The organism is Bradyrhizobium genosp. A (assembly GCF_049949275.1).
Lineage (GTDB): Bacteria > Pseudomonadota > Alphaproteobacteria > Rhizobiales > Xanthobacteraceae > Bradyrhizobium.
This window is the reverse complement of the sequence record NZ_CP188196.1, coordinates 5,716,083-5,735,595: the sequence shown is the minus strand read 5'-3', so window position 1 is coordinate 5,735,595 and position 19,513 is coordinate 5,716,083. Positions and strand designations below refer to the sequence as shown.

Here is a 19,513-nt window from a genome sequence, read left to right as displayed (position 1 = left end):
TGCCTGTTTACCTCTTGGTGAGGATTTGAGCGGGGCGCGGAGCCGTCGATGTCGGACAAGATGCAATTGGTGGTGGCCACGCCGTGCTTCGGCGGGCAGGTGTCGAGCATTTACGCGAGCTCGATCTTCGCGCTCCAGCGCGCCGTGCACGGCATGTCCAATCTCGGGCTCAAGGTGCTGTTGCGCGACGGCGACGCGCTGATTACGCGTGCACGGGCCAATCTGGTCGCGATGTTCCTGGACGATCCCGACGCGACGCATTTCCTGTTCATCGACGCCGATATCGGCTTCAAGCCCGAGCAGGTGTTCCGGCTGATCGAATCCGGCGCCGACGTCGTCGCCGGCTGCTATCCGATCAAGCGGGTCAATTGGGACAAGGCGAGGCGGGCAATCCAGGCCGGCCGGACCGATGTGACCGCGGCCTCGCTCGACTACGTGCTCGAGATCGAGGATCCCGACCGCATCGTGGTGGTCAACGGTTTCACCCGCGTGCGCTATGCTGGCACCGGCTTTCTGATGATCCGGCGCCAGGCGCTGGAGGCGATGTGCCGCCATCCGGACTACGCCAATCTGCAATTCTTCCGTGAGCATTCGCACGACGCGCTGGTCGCGAGCCAGAACCGGTTCGCGCTGTTCGAATGCATGATCGATCCGGCGACCGGGACCTACCTCTCGGAGGACTTCGCCTTTTGCAAGCGCTGGACCGATATCGGCGGCGAGATCTGGGCCGACATCCAGAGCTCGCTCGACCATGTCGGTCCCTCGGTGTTCCACGGCGACATCGCCTCGCAATTCACGCCGGCCCCCGTGGCGGCGGCTGACGCGGCGTGAGCCTGTCGGGATGAGCATCGGCGCGTCCCGCCCGTCAGACATCGAGCGAGCATCCGAGGGCGGCTCGCGCTATCGCCTGCGCGATCTCTTCACGCCGCTGGATACGCTGCTCGTCTCCGGCGGAGACCAGCGGCTGGCGCTCGATCCGAAAGAGGGCGTCAATGCCTATGGCTGCGCGCCGTCGCCCGAACCCGAGACCTGGAATTTCGCGTCATCGACCGCATCGACAATCTCGCAGGCCGCCTATGACCGCGCTGCGCTGGCACGCGAGGAGCTGGTCCACAAATCGTTTTTCGACGAAGTCGAGATCGCCTTCGACCGGCGCTGCGAGGACCTGCGCGACGAATTGCGCGGGCACTTCCAGCTCCCGCCGCGCGTCGACGTCGTGTTCTCGCCATCGGGTACCGATTCCCAGCTGCATGCCCTGTTCCTGGCGCACGCGGTGCCCGGCTCTCCGCCGGTGACGATCGTGGTCGGGGCCGATCAGACCGGCAGCGGCACGGCGCATACCGCACGCGGGCACCATTTCAGCACGATGACGGCGAGCGGCGTTGCGGTGCGCATGACGCTGCAATTGCGGGCCTCGCCGGTGACAGCATCACGGTGCCGCTGCTCGACGTCACGTCCGGCCTCGCGATGCGCATAGATGCCGATGCCGAAGTCATGCGTGCAATCGAGAACAGCCTCGCGCAAGGCCGGCGCGTTTTGTTGCACATTATGGATTCGTCAAAGCTCGGCTGGCGCGCGCCGAGTGCCGCCTGTCTCGATGAGATCGCGCGGCGCTGGCCCCGCAAGGTTCAGGTCGTCGTCGATGCCTGTCAGGCGCAGCTCGGCCGCCGCCGGCTGCGGTCCTATCTCGATCGCGGCTACATGGTGTTGATCACTGGTTCGAAGTTCTTTGGCGGGCCTGCCTTCAGCGGCGCGCTGCTGGTGCCGAAGGGCCTGTCGCGCGCGCTCGACCGGATCGAAGGCATCGCGCCAGGCTTCTTCGACTATGTCGGCCGCTGCGACTGGCCGATGACGTGGACCGCGCTGCGCTCGCGCTTCGAACGCCGTCCGAATTTCGGCCAATGGCTGCGCTGGGAAGCGGCGCTGGCCGAGATCGGCAACTACTACGCCGTGCCCGGGGCGTTCCGCGCCAAGGCGCTGGCCGAGCTCGCGGCCGGCATCGACAGCATGATCGCGCTGTCGCCGTCGTTGCGCGCCGTCCCGGCAGCCTTCGGCAAGACCGATGCGGACGATGAGGAATTCGCCCAGCGCACCATCTTTCCGTTCACGCTGCGGCGCAACGGCAAGCCGGTGTCCATCGCCGACACCAGCGCCTTGCATCGCGCGCTGGCGCGCGACATGAACGACGACATCATCGGGAGCGCGGCGGACCGACAGGTTGCTGCGCAACGCTGTCTCGTCGGCCAGCCGGTGCGGCTGGAGCAACCGGACGGCGTGCCGCAGGCTGCGCTGCGCCTGTGCATCGGCGCGCGGCTCGTCACCGACGCCTGGACGGCCGACGGCGCGCAAGCGCAACGCAATGTGCAGCACATCCTCGATCGCATCGCCCACGTCCTGGTGAAGACCGAGCTGCTGCTTGACCATACCGCCGCTGTGCCGGCGTAGCCCTTATAGGTGTGAGATGTTGCATCCGCTTGCCGCGCCGAACTTTGCTGACCGTATCGGCTTTGCGCATTTGACGCGCCAGGCCTTCGAGGGTGTCGATCTGCACCCGTTGCGCGAGCGCCTGCTGGCGCGGATCGCGGAGGGGACGGCGCAGGCGGGCGAAGGCCTCGATCTGTCGCTGATTGCCCAGCTGATGGGCGAGAAGGAAGCCGGGCTCGTGATTCAGTCCGAGGTGCTCTCCTTCCACCAACTATTTCGTACGCCCGCCGCAGTGCCGAAGCCGGGCTTGCGCTTGCTTGCGCTTGCGGCCGACATCGACATGGGCGGCAACACGCCGATCGAATTTTTGCTCGAAGGCTCCGATATCGAGCTCCTGACGCTCTATGTGACCAAGACAATCGGCTTGCCGGAAACGCTGCCTGATCACGATGTTGCCATCGTGGTCGCATCCGATTCCGAGGAATGCCGCGAGGCGCTGGCCCTGATCCAAGAGGCCGCGCCGCGCTGGCCGCGGCCGCTGCTCAATCGCCCCGAGCTGATCGGCAATCTCGATCGCGACAAGCTCTATCGGTTGCTGGCTGATATCCCCGGTCTCGATATTCCCGTGACCGCCAACGCGACTCGCGCGCAATTGACGGCTCTCTCGGAGGGACGGATCGCTTGCGCGGAGATCTCGGGCGAATTGCAGTTTCCGATGATCGCACGGCCGCGCGGCACGCATGCCGGCGTCGGGCTTGCGAAGATCGACGATGCCGCGGCGCTCGCGGCCTATCTTGCCGAACGGCAGGAGCAGGACTTCTTCGTCGCGCGTTTCGTCAACTACGCGAGCCCCGATGGGCTCTATCGCAAGATTCGACTCACCATGGTCGATGGCAGGCCTTATGCCTGCCACATGGCGATCGCCGATCGCTGGGACATCTGGTATCTCAACGCTTATATGGCGTTCAGTGAGGAGAAGCGCGCTGAAGAAGCCATCTTCATGCAGGACTTCGATCGCGCCTTCGCAGCACGTCACAAGAATGCGCTCGACGAAATGAGCCGGCGCGTCGGCCTCGATTATTTCATCGTCGATTGCGCCGAGAACCAGAACGGCGAGCTTCTGGTATTCGAGGCCGACAACACCGCCGTCGTGCACAACATGGATTCGCCGGTGGTGTTTCCGTACAAGCCGCCGCAGATGCGCAAGATATTTGCAGCGTTCACGGCGATGCTGTCGCGGCATGCAAAAGCCGGTGTGGGGGGTGCAGCATGAACGAGATCATCCGCAATACGCAGGCATCTGTCACGAATGGATCGCTCGATCCGCAGGACTGGAGCGAGTTTCGTGCACTCGCCCATCGCATGCTGGATGAGGCGATCGATGGCATCGCCAATGTCCGCGCGCGTCCGGTATGGCAGCCGATCCCCGACGAGGTTCGCGCGGCTGTTCGAACCGACGTGCCGCGCGAGGCGACCGATCTCTCCGAGGTCTATCGCGAATTCTCCGAGCACGTCGCGCCTTACGCGACCGGCAATGTTCATCCCGGCTTCATGGGCTGGGTGCATGGCGGCGGCACCGCCGTCGGCATGGTCGCGGAGATGCTCGCGGCCGGCCTCAATGCCAATCTCGGCGGCCGCGATCACATGCCGATCGAGGTCGAGCGCCAGATCGTCGCGTGGATGCGCGGCCTGTTCGGCTTTCCGCAAGGCGCGAGCGGCATTTTCGTCACCGGTACGTCGATGGCCAATCTGATAGCGGTGCTGGTTGCCCGCACAAGCGCGCTCGGCGCACTGGCACGGCAACACGGCGTCGGCAATGACGGCGCGCTGCTCACGGCCTACGCGTCGAAGGCCGCGCATGGCTGCATCTCCCGCGCGATGGACATCGCTGGGTTCGGCACCGACGCGCTGCGCAAGATCGATGTCGATGCCGATCATCGCATCGACGTCGCCGCGCTGCGCGCGCAGATTGCGATCGATCGCGAGCTTGGATTCAAGCCGTTCCTGGTCACGGCATCGGCCGGCACCGTCGACATCGGCGCGATCGACGATCTCAGGGCGCTCGCGGATTTGTGTCGCGAAGAAGGCATCTGGTTTCATGTCGATGGCGCCTTCGGTGCGCTCGCGATCCTCTCGCCCGAGCTTGCGCCGCTGCTCGAGGGCATCGAGCTCGCGGATTCGATCGCGCTCGATTTCCACAAATGGGGGCAGGTGCCCTATGATGCCGGCTTCCTGCTGGTGCGTGCCGGCGAACGGCATCGGCAGGCCTTTGCGCAGCCGGCGGCCTATCTGAGCCGCGAGGCGAGGGGGCTTGCGGCCGGTGCCGTCTGGCCGTGCGATCTCGGTCCGGATCTGTCGCGCGGCTTCCGCGCGCTGAAGACGTGGTTCACGCTGAAGACATTCGGCACCGACCGGCTGGGTGCGGTGATCGCGCACAGCTGCGCGCTTGCAAGATATCTCGAGACGCGCGTGCTCGCCGAGCCCCGGCTCGAGCTGCTTGCGCCGGTCAATCTCAACATCGTCTGCTTCCGCTATCGCGCCAGCAATGCGGTCAATCGGGAGATTGTTGCCGATGTCCAGGAGTCCGGCATTGCCGCACCGTCAAGCACGACGCTGGACGGCAAGTTCGCGATCCGTGCCGCGATCGTCAATCATCGCACCGCCGAAACGGATATCGACGCGCTGGTGTCGGCGGTGCTCAAGTTCGGTGCGCAGCGGACCGGCGGATTGATCGAGGTCGACGCGCCGCCGCTCGCGGCGCAATAGAAGCGACCCGCTGACACGACAACGGCCCCGGAGATGATCCGGGGCCGTCGTCGTTTGCGCGGCTCTTGAGATCAGGCGGCGGAGCTGACGTCGCCCTCGGGATGCGTGGCCTTGTATTGGTCCCGCAGCTTGTCTTCATAGGCGATCAGCTTGCGGGCATCCTTCAGCGCCCGGTAGAGATCGCCGCTCATGATGTGGTTGTTGATGCCTTCGATGATCGGCCAGGCGCTCGGCACGGCGGTGACGATGTCGCGCACCAGGTTGAAATAGGTGCCGTGCTGGCCCTGCGGATCCGGCGAGATGTACATGAGCTGGACCGCTAGATAGACGAGCTTCGCCGGCGTATCGGCCGTCTCCGGCGTGAGGATGTCGCGCTCGCGCAGGATCGGCACGTTCTCGCCGTCGATCAGGAGGCGGGCGCGCTGGTCGGTGTTGGTAATCACGCAGTTACCGACAATGATGCGTTCGTGCGGTCTGAGCTCGACTTTGAGGGCCATGCCTGTTCTCCATCAACGCTTTTGTAACGAGCGGCGCGCGCGTCCCTTCAATGAAAGCTGGCCGCCTGATTTGGGTCCAATCCTTGCCGAATGTGGTTAACGGGTCGTAAACACAGGTCACGGCGTTCAAAAAGAAAGCGATTTCAGTGTCTTGCGAGATGGCAAACGCCACGGTCCGAAGGTTTGCCGGAGGCATTTTGGACCCGACGCAGACAAACCGGAGATTTCATTTCACGGATTGTTAGAGGCTTGGACACAACCGTCCGCCGGTCGTTTGATCAATCTCGGTCAAGCAGGACGCGTAGCTACCAGAAAGGTAACAGTATGTCCGGTATCGTTCTCTCCTCCTCGGTTCGTCAGAACCTGCTCTCCCTCCAGTCCACCGCCGACCTCCTCGCCACCACCCAGTCCCGTCTGTCGACTGGCAAGAAGGTGAACTCGGCGCTCGACAACCCCACCAACTTCTTCACCGCACAGTCGCTCGACAACCGCGCCAGCGACATCAACAATTTGCTCGATGGCATCGCCAACGGCGTGCAGGTGCTCCAGGCCGCCAACACCGGCATCACCTCGCTCCAGAAGCTGCTCGACTCCGCGAAGTCGATCGCCAACCAGGCGCTGCAGACCACGGTCGGCTACTCCACCAAGTCGAACGTCTCGACCACGATCGCCGGCGCGACCTCGACCGACCTGCGCGGCACCACGACCTACACCAGCACGACCGCGCTCTCCAACGTGCTGTTCTCCGGCACTGCCGGCGGTGCGACCGTTGCGACTGGATCGACGACGCTCGGCGGTGTTTCGGCTGGGCTGACCGGCAGCGCGGTAAAGGCTGGCGACAATACGGCGACCTTCGTCGACACCTTGACGCTGGCCGGTACTGCCGGCGCGGGGACCATCGCTGCTAACGGCGCACCGACCGATGGCGAAACGCTGACCGTTGATGGACATACGATCACTTTCAAGAAAGCGGACGTTCCGACCTCGGGTATCCCGTCGGGATCCGGTGCCACCGGCAATATCGTCACGGACGGTAACGGCAACTCCACCGTCTATCTTGGCGCCACGGCCGCAACGGGTACTGCGGCGGATGTGCTGAACGCCATCGACATTGCCAGCGGAGCTCAGTCGGTATCGATCTCTAATGGCGCTGCCACCCTGAGCGCCGGCGCGACTGCTTACAGTGTCGCCGCTGGAAAGGTTACCCTGAACACGGGTACCGGCGCTGATCTCAGCATTACCGGCAGGGCCGACCTTCTGAAGGCCTTCGGTCTGACGGGCGCGGCGGGCAGCGGCAACGTCACCGTCACCCAAGCGCGTTCCACCGCCTCCACGACGCTCGGAACCCTGATTCAGGACGGATCGACGCTGAACGTGGACGGCAAGACGATCACGTTCTCGAACGCGGCGACGCCTTCCGCAGTCGCAACGGGTTCGACCAAGGTCGGCAATTTGGTCACGGATGGAAATGGCAACTCCACCGTTTACCTTCAGTCCGGTTCGATCTCTGACGTTCTGAGCGCCGTCGATCTCGCGACCGGTGTGCAGACCGTCAAGACTGCCGGCGCCTCTGGCGCCTTGCAGACCACCGCGGGAGCCAAGAACTCCTCGGTCGTGGCCGGCGCGCTCAACCTCTCGACCGGTGCGAACGCGGATCTGTCGATCACTGGCACCAAGAATGCGCTGTCCTCGCTCGGTCTCACCGGCTCCACCGGCACCGGCACCGCCTTCACGGCGAGCCGGTCCGCGGCGTCAGGTGGCATCTCAGGCAAGACCTTGACCTTCGCCTCCTTCAACGGTGGTACGGCGGTCAATGTCACCTTCGGCGACGGCACCAACGGTACGGTCAAGACGCTCGATCAGCTCAACACGCAGCTTCAGGCCAACAACCTGTCGGCGACGATCGATGCCAACGGCCTGCTCACGGTCTCGGCGACCAACGACTACGCGTCCTCGACGATCGGATCGGCTGCCTCCGGCGGTACCATCGGCGGCACGATCACCACGGCCCTGACTTGGTCGAACGCTACCGCGCCGGTTGCTGACGCGGTTGCCCAGGCCACCCGTACCAACCTGGTGTCGCAGTACAACAACATCCTGACTCAGATCGACACGACCTCGCTGGATGCTTCGTTCAACGGCGTCAACCTGCTCAACGGCGACCAGCTCAAGCTGGTGTTCGACGAGACGGGCAAGTCGAATCTGAACATCACCGGCGTGACCTTCAACTCGAAGGGTCTGGGTCTGGCCGGCCTGGTGCAGGGCACCGACTTCATCGACAACTCCGCGACCAACAAGGTGCTGGCCAATCTGAACACGGCGTCGAGCACGCTGCGTTCGGAAGCCTCGACCTTGGGTTCGAACCTCTCCGTGGTGCAGGTGCGTCAGGACTTCAACAAGAACCTGATCAACGTGCTGCAGACCGGCTCGTCCAGCCTGACGCTGGCCGACACTAATGAGGAAGCGGCCAACAGCCAGGCGCTGTCGACCCGCCAGTCGATCGCCGTCTCGGCGCTATCGCTGGCCAACCAGTCGCAGCAGAGCGTGCTCCAGCTGCTCCGCTAATAGCGGCTGACATCGCAATCAAGCCATGGCGGCGGGGCTTCGGCCCCGCCGCTTTCTTTTTGCGTCGGCATTTGCTGTGCCTCTGATCAAGCTCCGAAAAGTAACCCTTGGTTATGGTTAATGGAGCGTAAGCGCAGAAAATCGCCAATGAATTCAGTCTGATTTCCGGCCTCGCGAAGGTCCACCGCTGATTTACGTGAACCGACGCTTATCCGGGCGAAGCGCGTTTCACCCTTTGTTAGCCATGTCCGCGCAGGCTGTCCGCGTCACTCGATCCGAAGCGATCGAACGAAGACGCGTAAACCAGAAGGGTAAGAGTTATGTCCGGTATCGTTCTCTCTGCGTCGGTTCGTCAGAACCTGCTTTCCCTCCAGTCCACCGCCGACCTCCTCGCCACCACCCAGTCGCGACTGTCGACCGGCAAGAAGGTGAACACGGCGCTGGACAATCCCACCAACTTCTTCACGGCACAGTCGCTCGACAACCGCGCCAGCGACATCAACAACCTGCTCGATGGCATCGCCAACGGCGTGCAGGTGCTCCAGGCCGCCAACACCGGCATCACCTCGCTGTCGAAGCTGCTCGACTCGGCGAAGTCGATCGCCAACCAGGCGCTCCAGACCACGGTCGGCTACTCGACCAAGTCCAACGTCTCGACCACGATCGCGGGTGCGACCGCTTCCGACCTGCGCGGCACCACGACCTATTCCAGCACGACCGCGCTCTCGAACGTGGTGTTCGACGGTAGTGCGGGCGGTACCACCGTTGCGTCCGGAACAGCCACGCTCGGCGGCGGGTCCGCTTCGCTGGTCGGATCCGCGGCGCCTGACGGCGCAGGAACTGCGGCCAAACTGGCTGCGGGCCTTACGCTCGCCGGTAGCCCCTCAGCGACAACCATTGCCGCCAAGGGCGCGCCTTCGGACGGCGAGACGTTGACGGTCGATGGGCACACGATCACCTTCAAGACGGCCGATGTTCCGACCGCTGCGCCCACAGGCTCGAGCAAGATTGGCAACATCGTTACGGACGGCAACGGGAACTCTACCGTCTACACGGGTGCCTCGTCTCCGACCGGCACGGTGCAGGACCTGCTCAATGCGTTCGATCTGGCGACCGGAGCTGGGAAACTTAACGCCGGTGGTACTGTCGTCGTCGCCGGCTCGGGCACTTTGGCTTCCGTTAGCGCAGGTGGTGTTCTTACCCTCACGACTGGTACCGGTGCTGATCTCAGCATCACTGGCCGGGCCGACCTCCTGAAGGCCCTAGGCCTGACCGGGGCAGCGGGCAGCGGTACCGTCAATGTGACCCAGGCGCGCTCAACGGCCGCAGGCACACTCGGCACTTTAATCCAGGACGGCTCGACGCTGAACGTGGACGGCAAGACGATCACGTTCAAGAACGCGGCGACGCCCACCACTGTCGCCTCGGGTTCCACCCAGGTCGGCAATTTGGTCACGGACGGCAACGGCAATTCGACCGTTTACCTCCAGGCCGGCAACGTCAATGACGTTCTGAACGCCGTCGATCTTGCGACCGGTGTGCAGACCGTCAAGACTGCCGGCGCCGGTGGTGCCTTGCAGACCACCAGCGGAGACAAGAACTCGTCGATCGTGGCCGGCGCGCTCAACATCTCGACCGGTGCGAACGCAGATCTGTCGATCACCGGTTCGGGCAACGCGCTGTCCGCGCTCGGGCTGACCGGCTCGACCGGCACCGGCACCGCCTTCACGGCGAGCCGCGCCGCGGCAACTGGCAGCATCTCGGGCAAGACGTTGACCTTCGCCTCCTTCAACGGCGGTACGGCGGTCAATGTCACCTTCGGCGATGGCACCAACGGTACGGTCAAGACGCTCGATCAGCTCAACACGGCGCTCCAAGCGAACAACCTGTCGGCCACGATCGACGCCAACGGTCTCCTCACGGTTTCGGCGACCAACGACTATGCGTCCTCGACGATCGGCTCTGCCGTCGCTGGCGGCGCGATCGGCGGTACGATCACGACCGCGCTGACGTGGACGAACGCGACCTCGCCGACTGTTGACCCGGTTGCCCAGGCCACCCGCTCCAACCTGGTTGCCCAGTACAACAACATCCTGTCGCAGATCGACACGACGTCGGTTGACTCGTCCTTCAACGGTGTCAACCTGCTCAACGGCGACCAGCTCAAGCTGGTGTTCGACGAGACCGCCAAGTCGAGCCTGAGCATCACCGGCGTGACCTTCAACTCGAAGGGCCTGGGTCTGGCCGGCCTGTTGCAGGGCACCGACTTCATCGACAACTCGGCGACTAACCGGGTGCTCACCAGCCTCAATGCGGCCTCGAGCACGCTGCGCTCGGAAGCGTCGACCCTGGGTTCGAACCTGTCGGTGGTGCAGGTGCGTCAGGACTTCAACAAGAACCTGATCAACGTGCTCCAGACCGGCTCGTCCAACTTGACGTTGGCCGACACCAACGAGGAAGCGGCCAACAGCCAGGCACTGTCGACCCGCCAGTCGATCGCGGTCTCGGCGCTGTCGCTGGCCAACACATCGCAGCAGAGCGTGCTCCAGCTGCTCCGCTAATAAGCGACGGAAATCACAAGGTAAATCCGGCGGCGGGGCTTCGGTCCCGCCGCTTTTTTGCGTGCGCAGGCACGGCGCAGAGCCCGTGAGTCCGGGCGGAGGAGGGGTGCTAACCCGGCATTAACCCTATCCCTTAAACCGGCGTTAACCATACTTTAAAGGACAGCCCCTAAAACTGGACAAAAGCCCGCTTTCCAGATCGGCGAGCCCCGATTCGTATCCGGTTCAAGAGGAAGACCCGCCAATGTCCAACATCGTTCTCTCGGCGTCGGTTCGCCAGAACCTGTTGTCGCTGCAGTCGACGGCCGACCTGCTGGCCACGACGCAGCAGCGCCTCTCGACCGGCAAGAAGGTCAACACGGCGCTCGACAACCCGACCAACTTCTTCACTGCGCAGGGGCTGGACAACCGGGCGAGCGACATCAGCAACCTGCTCGACGGCATCAACAACGGTGTGCAGGTTCTCCAGGCCGCCAACACTGGCATCACCTCGCTGCAGAAGCTGATCGACAGCGCCAAGTCGATCGCCAACCAGGCGCTCCAGACCACGGTCGGCTACTCGACCAAGTCGAACATCTCGACCACAATCCCCGGCGCAACGCCTGCGGATCTTCGCGGCACGACGAGTTATACCTACGCAACTGCAACCGGCAATGTCGTCACCAACGGTACCGCTGGCGGCACGACTCCGGCCACCACCACGACCACGCTGGGCGGCATCTCGCAGTCGCTGGTCGGTTCGGCTGCTCCTGACGGTGCCGGCACTGCGGCAAGCCTGGCGGCGGGTCTCACCCTGCTCGGCACGCCCAGCGCGACCACCATCGCCACGAACGGCGCTCCGTCGGACGGCGATGTGCTCGTCGTCGACGGCAAGACCATCACGTTCAGGGCTGGCGCTGCGCCGGCGGTGGCCAATGTTCCTGTCGGCTCAGGCAAAAACAACAACGTCGTCACCGACGGCAATGGCAACTCGACCGTCTACCTCGGCACGAACGCTGCCCCGGCCGCAACCGTCCAGGACGTAACGGATGCGATCGACCTCGCAAGCGGCGTGCAAAAGGCGGCCATCACGGGCGGCACCGCGACGCTGTCGAACTCGTCAGGCGCCAACGCCAATATCGCCGGCGGCCAGCTCACCCTCACCACCGGCACGGGCGCCGACCTCAGCATCACCGGCAAGGCCGACTTCCTCAAGGCGCTCGGTCTGACGACCGCGACCGGCTCCGGCAATGTCAGTGTGACCAAGGCGCGCCTGACGACCTCGGCGACGCTGGGCACGCTTGTTCAGGACGGCTCCACGCTCAATGTGGACGGCAAGACGGTCACGTTCAAGAACGCGGCCGTCCCTGCTGCCGCTCCGACGGGGTCCACCAAGATCGGCAACATCGTGACGGACAATAACGGCAACTCCGTCGTCTATCTTCAGGGCGGAAATGTTCAGGATTCGCTGAACGCGATCGACCTGGCGTCCGGTGCCGGCATCGTCAGCGGCGGCGCCGTGGTTGCGGCGAGCGGTTCGTCGCTATCCTCGGTCGTGAACGGCGCTCTCAAACTCAGCACCGGTACCACGGCAGACCTGTCGATCACCGGAACGGGCAACGCGCTGTCCTCGTTCGGTCTGACCGGTCCCACAGGCACCGGCACCGCCTTCACCGCGGGTCGCGCGCCGGGCGCAGGCAGCATCTCGGGCAAGACGCTGACCTTCACCTCCTTCAACGGCGGCACGCCCGTGAACGTCACCTTCGGCGACGGCACCAACGGCACCGTCAAGACGCTCGATCAGCTCAACAACCAGCTTCAGGCCAACCACCTGACCGCGACGATCGACGCCAACGGCGTGCTCACGATCACCACCGTCAACGAATACGCGTCCTCGACGCTCGGCTCGGTGACCGCCGGCGGCGTCGTCGGTGGCACGATCACTGGCACGGTTGCTTTCACGACCGCGCAGCCGCCGATCCAGGATCCCGTCGCGCAGACGGCGCGCTCCAACCTGGTCAGCCAGTTCAACAACATCCTGGCACAGATCGACACCACCTCGCAGGACTCCTCGTTCAACGGCGTCAACCTGCTCAACGGCGACACGCTGAAGCTCGTCTTCAACGAGACCGGCAGCTCGACGCTCGGCATCAACGGCGTGGTGTTCAATGCGGCCGGCCTCGGTCTCAGCAACCTCGTCAACGGCGTCGATTTCATCGACAACGGTGCCACCAACAAGGTGCTGGCCAGCCTGAATGCGGCCTCGAGCACGCTGCGCTCGGAAGGGTCCTCGCTGGGCTCGAACCTGTCGATCGTGCAGGTGCGCCAGGACTTCTCCAAGAACCTGATCAACGTGTTGCAAACCGGTTCGTCCAACCTGACGCTCGCCGACACCAACGAGGAAGCGGCCAACAGCCAGGCGCTGTCGACCCGCCAGTCGATCGCGGTCTCCGCGCTGTCGCTCGCCAACCAGTCGCAGCAGAGCGTGCTGCAGCTGCTCCGCTAATTTGACAGCGCAAGATCAAACCTCGAAATATCGCGGCGGGGCTAATGCCCCGCCGTTCTTTTGATGGAGATCGCTAAGACAAGATTAGCTCAGATCGTCTTGCATCATGCGAAGCACGTTTACAGCGTGCGTGCGCACGACTAGCCTTGCGATAACGGAAGCCGCTGTAACCCGTAATAATCCGGAGTGCTTCCAAGCACACACGTAAGCAAATCTTAAGCCGTGCTGCCTAGGTTGGGAAAGAAATCCTTAAGCGCGTTCAACGGGCTAGGTAACCTCCAAGGTGTGATTGATGTCGAATTCCGCTGCCTCGGCCTACGCGCGTGTTGCAACGACCACCGCATCTCCTCGTGACGTCGAGGCGCAAACCTTGCTGAAGGCAGCCAACAAGCTCCAGGACGCGATCAATGCCGCTGACCCCTTCAGCGAGCAGACCACGCAGGCGCTGATGTTCAACCGCAAGCTCTGGACGATTTTCCTCAGCGAAGCGATGCGCGAGAATAACCCGCAGCCGCTCGACGTCCGGCAGAAGATCGCCAACATCAGCGTGTTCGTGCTGAGCCAGACCGCGGCGCTGCAGATGAGCCCGCAGTTCGATCACTTCCGCCCGCTGATCGAGATCAACCGCAACATCGCTGCCGGTCTGTCCGGCCGGCCGTGACGGAGCCTCGTGATGTCCGACATCATGAGCATTTTGTCGACCGCGTATAAGTCCAACGCCCTCTCGAGCACGTCGGGCTCGTCCAAATACGTTGCGGTCGACTCCTCGCTGTACCAGGGCAACTGGAGCGGCACCTATCCAGACGGCAAGAAATTCTCGCTCAACATTTCGCAGGTGAACGGGTTTCGCGCCCAGATCCACTATCAAAGCGAAGGCACGTCGCAGTATCAGCAGGTTCTGATCAAGGATTCGTCGTTTCGCTTCGGCAACACGAAGTTCACACTGACCAATACCGGCACGGCGCAGATCAAGAACGCCGTCACTGATCCCGCGACCGGTTCGACTTATCTCGATACCGCGCAGGCCACGCACGACAGCTGATCGGCAGGCGTTCTTTAAGCGCTGAGGTCCGTGTTGAGCGGACGCGAAGGCTCCGACTTCAAATCCAGTGCGTGGAAATAGGCTCGCCGGCGCAGCATCGCCTCGTCCGGGAACTGATTGACCACGGCGTCGGTCCGGTCGTTGACGACCTGGAAGACCATGGATGCGGACGCCTGATCGAACACGACCTGGCGCGAGATGTTGGCATTGCTCTGCAGATCATTGCTCGCAGCCGCGATCGTATCGCTCGCGGCGACGGTCTGGCTCACCGGCAAATCGGTTTGCACGGCATCGTTCGCCGCCGAATTCGACGTCGTGACGATCTGTACGGGGGCCGGTATCCCCACCGGCCTGATGCTGAAATCTGTACTCATGGCAGCCTCCTGGTTGCCTTGTGCGAGTCAAATCCCAACCCCTCTCAATACGCAACCATGGAACACCGGGATTGAATATCCGGTAAGGAAACGTGACTAACCGCGCGATGCTTTCGCCGCGCGGTTTTTCGTAAAATTGGCTGGAGTTCTTCGTCTGGGCTCAGAGCGTGCGGCTGACCGCGAGCGGCGTGATGTGACGCGGGCCCGGCGTGGCGCGGCGTCCCGCCGCCGTGTAGGTGTTCGGCACGTTGCGCTTCTGGATCTCGGCATTGACGCCGCGCACGACGCTCTCGGAGACCGCATGCGCGGTCGCGAGCACGGTGAGATTGACCTGAAGCATGGCGCGGAAGGCGTCGTGGTGGCGGTGCAGCGTCGAGAGCAGCTCGGGCGCCGATTTCGAAAGCTGGGCCTGGTTCGCCTTCAACTGGTTGACAGCACCGACGTAACGCCGCGACAGCTCCTGCTTCTGGCTTTCGAGCGTCATCGCCTCGCGGACCTTGCCGGCGCGGACCAGCTCGGTCTCGCGCTCGATCAGGCCGAGCAGGGCGCTCATCGCGTCCATCAGGTCCTCGGCGAGCTTGCGCGCTGCGGCGCTCGCGGGCGTGTTGTTCGGGCGCTGTGCGGGCATCGGCTGACGTGACGCGCTGAAATGGTTCATCTCGTTTGACCTTATGCCGTCCGAAGAGTGGTTTTCGCCTGCTGGATGATCAGCGTACGGTAGACGTCGCGGGCGACGCCGACGCCACCGGCGCTGGCGAAGTTCTTGGAATATTGCTCGGTCAGCATCGAGCGCCAGACGCCGGTGCCCGGCGTATCGCCGAACGGGCCTTCGCCTTTCAGGCCCGAGGTCATCTGCGCGAACATGCTGTTGAGGAACATGCCCTCGAAATCGGTGGCGGTCTTCTGCGCCTTGGTCTGCACCTGTGGCGAGACCTTCTGAAGCGCGGCGGCGAGCTCGAAGTCGGGCCGCCCGTTGCGGCTCTCCACCGAGAAGGCCGGGTTGGCGACAGCGGTGGAGGTGGTCGTGTTGATGTGCATCACATCACCTCGATGTCGGCTTCGATCGCGCCGGCGGCCTTGATCGCCTGGAGGATGCTGATGAGGTCGCGCGGGCCGATGCCGAGGCCGTTGAGGCCGTCGACGAGCTGCTGCAGCGAGACGCCGTCCTTGACGACGGCGAACTTCTTGCCGTCCTCGGTGACGCCGACGCTAGAGCGCGGCGTGACCACGGTCCGGCCACGCGATAGCGGATTGGGCTGGCTGACCTGCGGGCTCTCGGAGATCGTGACCGTGAGATTGCCTTGCGCAACCGCGACGGTGGCGACGCGGACGTCGCGGCCCATCACGATGATGCCCGAGCGCTCGTCGATGATGATCTTGGCGGCGAGATCCGGATCGACCTGGAGTTGTTCGATCTCGGTCAGGAAGGCGACCACGTTGCCCTTGAACTCCGGCGGAATCGTCAGCTGCACCGTCGAGGGATCGATCGGCTCGGCGCTCTTGACGCCGAGATAGTCGTTGATCGCAGCCGCAATGCGCTTGGCTGTGGTGAAATCGGCGTTGCGCAGTGCGAGCCGCACGTTCGGCAGCCGGTTCAGCGCGAACTCGATCTCGCGCTCGATGATGGCGCCGTTGGCGATGCGGCCCACCGTCGGAACGCCGCGCACGATTTTCGCCGCTTCGCCCTCGGCCTGGAAGCCGGAGATGGCGAGCGATCCCTGTGCCACCGCATAGACGTTGCCGTCGGCGCCGAGGAGCGGGGTAACGAGCAGGGTGCCGCCGCGCAGGTCTTTGGCGTCGCCAAGCGCGGAGACGGTGACGTCCATGCGCGTGCCTTGCGTCGCGAAGGCCGGCAGATTGCCTGTTACCATCACGGCGGCGACGTTGCCGGTGCGGATGGTGGCGCCGCGGATGTTGACGCCCATGCGCTCGAGCATCGCTTGCAGCGACTGCTTGGTGAAGGGGATGTTGTTGAGGGTGTCGCCGGTGCCGCTGAGGCCGACGACGAGGCCGTAGCCGATGAGCTGGTTCTGCCGCACGCCTTCGATATTGGCGAGATCCTTGATGCGCGAGGTCGCGTTTGCAGCGGCAGCCGAGAGCGCCAGCGCTGACAGCGCGGCGCAGGCCACCCCAAAAACCCCGCTAAGAATCTTCACCCAACGAACGCCTGGCATCCTCTGCTCCCCGAGGCTCCTCACATCTTGGACCATCTGCGACACTCCCATGACGAGCTGGTCCGACGCTTTCCTTGCGAGCGCTGTGCCAACGCGGGGCAGAGCGGTTAGGCGATTGAATAGGTTGAATAAATCTCTTCGGATCGGCGCCAGCCGGCATTCGCCCTAAGGAGCGAAACTGCCGCCTGTCGGCAGATTTTGCCGGGCCGTTTACGCCCCGTTAACCATAGAGCGGCGAATGTGGCGCATCGATCACCCGGATTGCTCCGATGCGCATCTACGGACCGAATGGCACCACGCTTGGAACGCCGGCCAGCCAGGCCAGGCGAACGAGCTCCGGCACCTTCGTGCTGCCCGACACCTCGTCGGCGCAGGAGACGCGCAGCGCGGCCGCGCCCAAGGCCTCCGCCAACATCGATGCGCTACTCGCGCTGCAAGGCATCGAGGAAGATCCGGTCGAACGCCGCAAGCGCTCGGTCGCCCGCGGCAAGACTGCGCTCGACGTGCTCGACGATCTCAAGATGGGACTCCTGTCCGGCAATCTCGATGCGTCGACCGTGATGCGGCTGCGCGATGCGGCCGCGAACCTGAAATCGTCCTCCGGTGATCCCGGTCTCGATTCCGTGCTCTCCGAGATCGAGCTGCGCGTCGAGGTCGAGCTGGCCAAGGCCGGGCGGGCGTAGTCGTTATCCGTCACCCTGAGGTGGCCGCTTCTTCAGCGGCCCTCGAAGGGCGACGGCCCGGCTGCTGGCACTACGAGGTCGCCACATCACGGCCGTTCATCCTTCGAGGCTCACTGCACGGTGCTGCGCACCGCGCTGCTCGCACCTCAGGATGACGGATCCGGGTTTGCTCTAGGCCGCTTCCTCCTGCTGCGCGTCGTAGCGGCGCTGGGCGGCGAGCACGTCTTTCAGATTTTCCTCGGCCCAATCGCGCAATGGATCGACCGCGGCGGCGAGTGTCAGGCCGAGCTGCGTGATCGAATATTCAACCGTCACCGGCACGGTCGCGATGGCGCGGCGCTTGATCAGGCCGTCGCGTTCGAGCGACTTGAGAACCTGGCTCAGCATCTTCTGTGAGATGCCTTCAATCGTGCGGCGCAACTGATTGAAGCGCATCGGCTCCTCGCGCAGCAGCAACAGGATCAGCACGGCCCATTTGTCGCCGACGCGATCGAGGATCTGGCGCGTCGGGCAATTGGCAGCATAGACGTTTGCTTTCATCTTGGTTCTCGCGCTCCTTTCAGCTTGCCGGCTTCTCTTGCTGGCTTCTCTTGCTGGTTACTCCTGCGTAATCAGGTAAGCACAAAGTGCTCTCTTAACACCAGCATCCCTTGAGATATCTAGTATCTGCTAGTTACCACAAAAAGGAGCCTTCCATGAAAATCGCAGTTGCCGGTGCCTCGGGCCGGGCCGGTTCGGAAATCACCAAGGAACTGTCCCGCCGCGGCCATGGCGTCACCGCCATCGCCCGGAACCTGGAGAAAATCGCAGGCCTGACGAACGTCACGCCGACCAAGGGCGACGTGCTCGATCAGGCCGGTCTGACCAAACTCTGGGCCGGGCATGACGTTGCGGTAAGTTCCGTCCACTTCCTGGCGAGCGACCCGCGCAAGCTGATCGGCGCGGCCAAGGACTCCAAGGTCGGACGTTACCTGATCGTCGGCGGTGCCGGCAGTTTGGAGGTCGCGCCCGGCGTCAAACTGGTCACAACCCCCGGTTTTCCTGCCCAATACAAGGCCGAGGCTGAGGCGGGTGGGGCCTTTCTCGACCTGCTGCGGCAGGAAAAGGAGCTGAACTGGACTTTCCTCTCGCCCTCGGCGCTGTTCATCGAGGGGGAACGGACCACCAAGTTCCGGCTCGGCACTGACCAGCTTCTCGCAGATGCGAACGGCAAGAGCTGGATCAGCTTCGCCGATTACGCCATCGCGCTCGCCGACGAGATCGAGAAGCCGGCCCATCTGAGGCAGCGCTTCACGGTCGGCTACTAGGCCTTTGGCCGCCCCCGGGTTCTCACGGATAAACCTTCCTGTGCAAGGGCTTGGGGGCGGTAACTGCGCCATTAAGGAAATATTGTCTGTCACATGGGGTAGCTATATAAGCCCCGGCTCAACGGACCCTGTTCCGTGCGAGTCGTTGCTTAGACAGATAGGCCGCCCTTGGAAAAGTTGAAAAACTACCGACCGACCGAAAAAGAGCCTTTCATGAACGACCGGCAGAAGGAGTACTTCCGTATGAAGCTCCTCGCCTGGAAGGATGAGATCCTCAAAGAGTCCAAGCTCACCCTGCAGGCACTGCAGGAGGAGAACGTGAACCACCCCGATCTCGCCGATCGGGCATCGTCCGAAACCGACCGCGCCATCGAACTCCGCGCCCGCGACCGCCAGCGCAAGTTGATCGCCAAGATCGACGCCGCGCTCCAGCGTATCGAGGACAACACCTACGGGTATTGCGAGGATACCGGCGAGCCGATCTCGTTGAAACGGCTCGAGGCCCGGCCCATCGCGACGCTCTCGGTGGAAGCGCAGGAGCGCCACGAGAAACGCGAGAAGGTCTATCGCGACGAATAGAGTCCGAGCCGCAGTGATGCGGCTCTTTGTTTTTGGGACGCAAGGCGCCGCTTCGC

General features: G+C 63.7%; 17 protein-coding genes and 1 pseudogene. 12 read left to right on the top strand and 6 right to left on the bottom strand.

Annotated elements, in window-relative coordinates:
• Window positions 1–48: 48 nt before the first annotated feature.
• The 4 genes and pseudogenes from ACP2YP_RS26915 (at window position 49) to ACP2YP_RS26900 (ending at window position 5,190) form a co-directional block, all read left to right on the top strand.
• Complete coding sequence (locus ACP2YP_RS26915; protein ID WP_426419281.1) at window positions 49–831, top strand: hypothetical protein; 783 nt, start codon at window positions 49–51, stop codon at window positions 829–831.
• Window positions 832–841: 10 nt separating this feature from the next.
• Window positions 842–2,445: pseudogene (locus ACP2YP_RS26910) on the top strand (hypothetical protein).
• A gap of 16 nt (window positions 2,446–2,461) precedes the next feature.
• Window positions 2,462–3,697 (top strand): ATP-grasp domain-containing protein, encoded by a 1,236-nt coding sequence (locus tag ACP2YP_RS26905; RefSeq protein WP_426419280.1) that lies wholly within the window; start codon window positions 2,462–2,464, stop codon window positions 3,695–3,697.
• Window positions 3,694–5,190, top strand: a complete 1,497-nt coding sequence (locus tag ACP2YP_RS26900; protein ID WP_426419279.1) for a pyridoxal phosphate-dependent decarboxylase family protein — start codon at window positions 3,694–3,696, stop codon at window positions 5,188–5,190. Before ACP2YP_RS26905 ends, ACP2YP_RS26900 begins: the two co-directional genes overlap by 4 nt.
• A 71-nt stretch (window positions 5,191–5,261) precedes the next feature.
• On the opposite strand, the gene flbT is transcribed toward ACP2YP_RS26900, so the two are convergent.
• Window positions 5,262–5,687, bottom strand: a complete 426-nt coding sequence (gene flbT, locus ACP2YP_RS26895) for a flagellar biosynthesis repressor FlbT (RefSeq protein WP_426419278.1) — start codon at window positions 5,685–5,687, stop codon at window positions 5,262–5,264.
• A gap of 324 nt (window positions 5,688–6,011) precedes the next feature.
• On the opposite strand from flbT, the gene ACP2YP_RS26890 reads away from it, so the two are divergent.
• From ACP2YP_RS26890 to ACP2YP_RS26870, 5 genes are all read left to right on the top strand, one after another.
• Window positions 6,012–8,252 (top strand): DUF1522 domain-containing protein, encoded by a 2,241-nt coding sequence (locus ACP2YP_RS26890; protein ID WP_426419277.1) that lies wholly within the window; start codon window positions 6,012–6,014, stop codon window positions 8,250–8,252.
• Window positions 8,253–8,572: 320 nt separating this feature from the next.
• Window positions 8,573–10,813 carry a DUF1522 domain-containing protein gene (locus ACP2YP_RS26885; RefSeq protein ID WP_426419276.1) on the top strand — a complete coding sequence of 747 codons (2,241 nt, stop codon included), beginning with the start codon at window positions 8,573–8,575 and terminating at the stop codon, window positions 10,811–10,813.
• Window positions 10,814–11,057: 244 nt separating this feature from the next.
• On the top strand, window positions 11,058–13,298 hold the full coding sequence (locus ACP2YP_RS26880; RefSeq protein WP_426419275.1) for a DUF1522 domain-containing protein: 2,241 nt from the start codon (window positions 11,058–11,060) through the stop codon (window positions 13,296–13,298).
• Between the two features lie 292 nt (window positions 13,299–13,590).
• Window positions 13,591–13,959, top strand: coding sequence for a flagellar biosynthesis regulator FlaF (flaF, locus tag ACP2YP_RS26875; protein WP_027534793.1), 369 nt, complete (start codon window positions 13,591–13,593; stop codon window positions 13,957–13,959).
• Between the two features lie 12 nt (window positions 13,960–13,971).
• A complete protein-coding gene (locus ACP2YP_RS26870) occupies window positions 13,972–14,340 on the top strand; it encodes a hypothetical protein (RefSeq protein ID WP_426419274.1) in 369 nt (122 codons plus the stop codon).
• 14 nt (window positions 14,341–14,354) lie between these two features.
• Here the strand turns inward: ACP2YP_RS26870 and ACP2YP_RS26865 are convergent, their stop codons facing one another.
• The 4 genes from ACP2YP_RS26865 to ACP2YP_RS26850 form a co-directional block, all read right to left on the bottom strand.
• Window positions 14,355–14,714: a hypothetical protein gene (locus ACP2YP_RS26865; RefSeq protein WP_426419273.1), complete on the bottom strand. Its 360-nt coding sequence runs from the start codon at window positions 14,712–14,714 to the stop codon at window positions 14,355–14,357.
• A 160-nt stretch (window positions 14,715–14,874) separates the two neighbouring features.
• Complete coding sequence (locus ACP2YP_RS26860) at window positions 14,875–15,372, bottom strand: hypothetical protein (RefSeq protein ID WP_426419272.1); 498 nt, start codon at window positions 15,370–15,372, stop codon at window positions 14,875–14,877.
• Between the two features lie 11 nt (window positions 15,373–15,383).
• The gene (gene flgJ / locus ACP2YP_RS26855) at window positions 15,384–15,752 is read right to left on the bottom strand and encodes a flagellar assembly peptidoglycan hydrolase FlgJ (RefSeq protein ID WP_426419271.1); all 369 of its coding nucleotides are present in this window, start codon (window positions 15,750–15,752) and stop codon (window positions 15,384–15,386) included.
• The gene (locus ACP2YP_RS26850) at window positions 15,752–16,888 is read right to left on the bottom strand and encodes a flagellar basal body P-ring protein FlgI (protein WP_426419270.1); all 1,137 of its coding nucleotides are present in this window, start codon (window positions 16,886–16,888) and stop codon (window positions 15,752–15,754) included. Before ACP2YP_RS26850 ends, flgJ begins: the two co-directional genes overlap by 1 nt.
• A gap of 269 nt (window positions 16,889–17,157) precedes the next feature.
• Here ACP2YP_RS26850 and ACP2YP_RS26845 point away from each other — a divergent pair, with 269 nt between their 5' ends.
• Entirely contained in the window at window positions 17,158–17,571 is a 414-nt protein-coding gene (locus ACP2YP_RS26845) for a flagellar assembly protein FliX (RefSeq protein ID WP_426419269.1), read from the top strand.
• A 171-nt stretch (window positions 17,572–17,742) separates the two neighbouring features.
• Here the strand turns inward: ACP2YP_RS26845 and ACP2YP_RS26840 are convergent, their stop codons facing one another.
• Window positions 17,743–18,111 (bottom strand): winged helix-turn-helix transcriptional regulator, encoded by a 369-nt coding sequence (locus ACP2YP_RS26840; RefSeq protein ID WP_426419268.1) that lies wholly within the window; start codon window positions 18,109–18,111, stop codon window positions 17,743–17,745.
• Window positions 18,112–18,266: 155 nt separating this feature from the next.
• Here ACP2YP_RS26840 and ACP2YP_RS26835 point away from each other — a divergent pair, with 155 nt between their 5' ends.
• The gene (locus ACP2YP_RS26835; RefSeq protein WP_426419267.1) at window positions 18,267–18,878 is read left to right on the top strand and encodes an NAD(P)-dependent oxidoreductase; all 612 of its coding nucleotides are present in this window, start codon (window positions 18,267–18,269) and stop codon (window positions 18,876–18,878) included.
• A gap of 213 nt (window positions 18,879–19,091) precedes the next feature.
• Window positions 19,092–19,457: an RNA polymerase-binding protein DksA gene (gene dksA / locus ACP2YP_RS26830; RefSeq protein WP_008142458.1), complete on the top strand. Its 366-nt coding sequence runs from the start codon at window positions 19,092–19,094 to the stop codon at window positions 19,455–19,457.
• The last annotated feature ends 56 nt before the right edge of the window (window positions 19,458–19,513 follow it).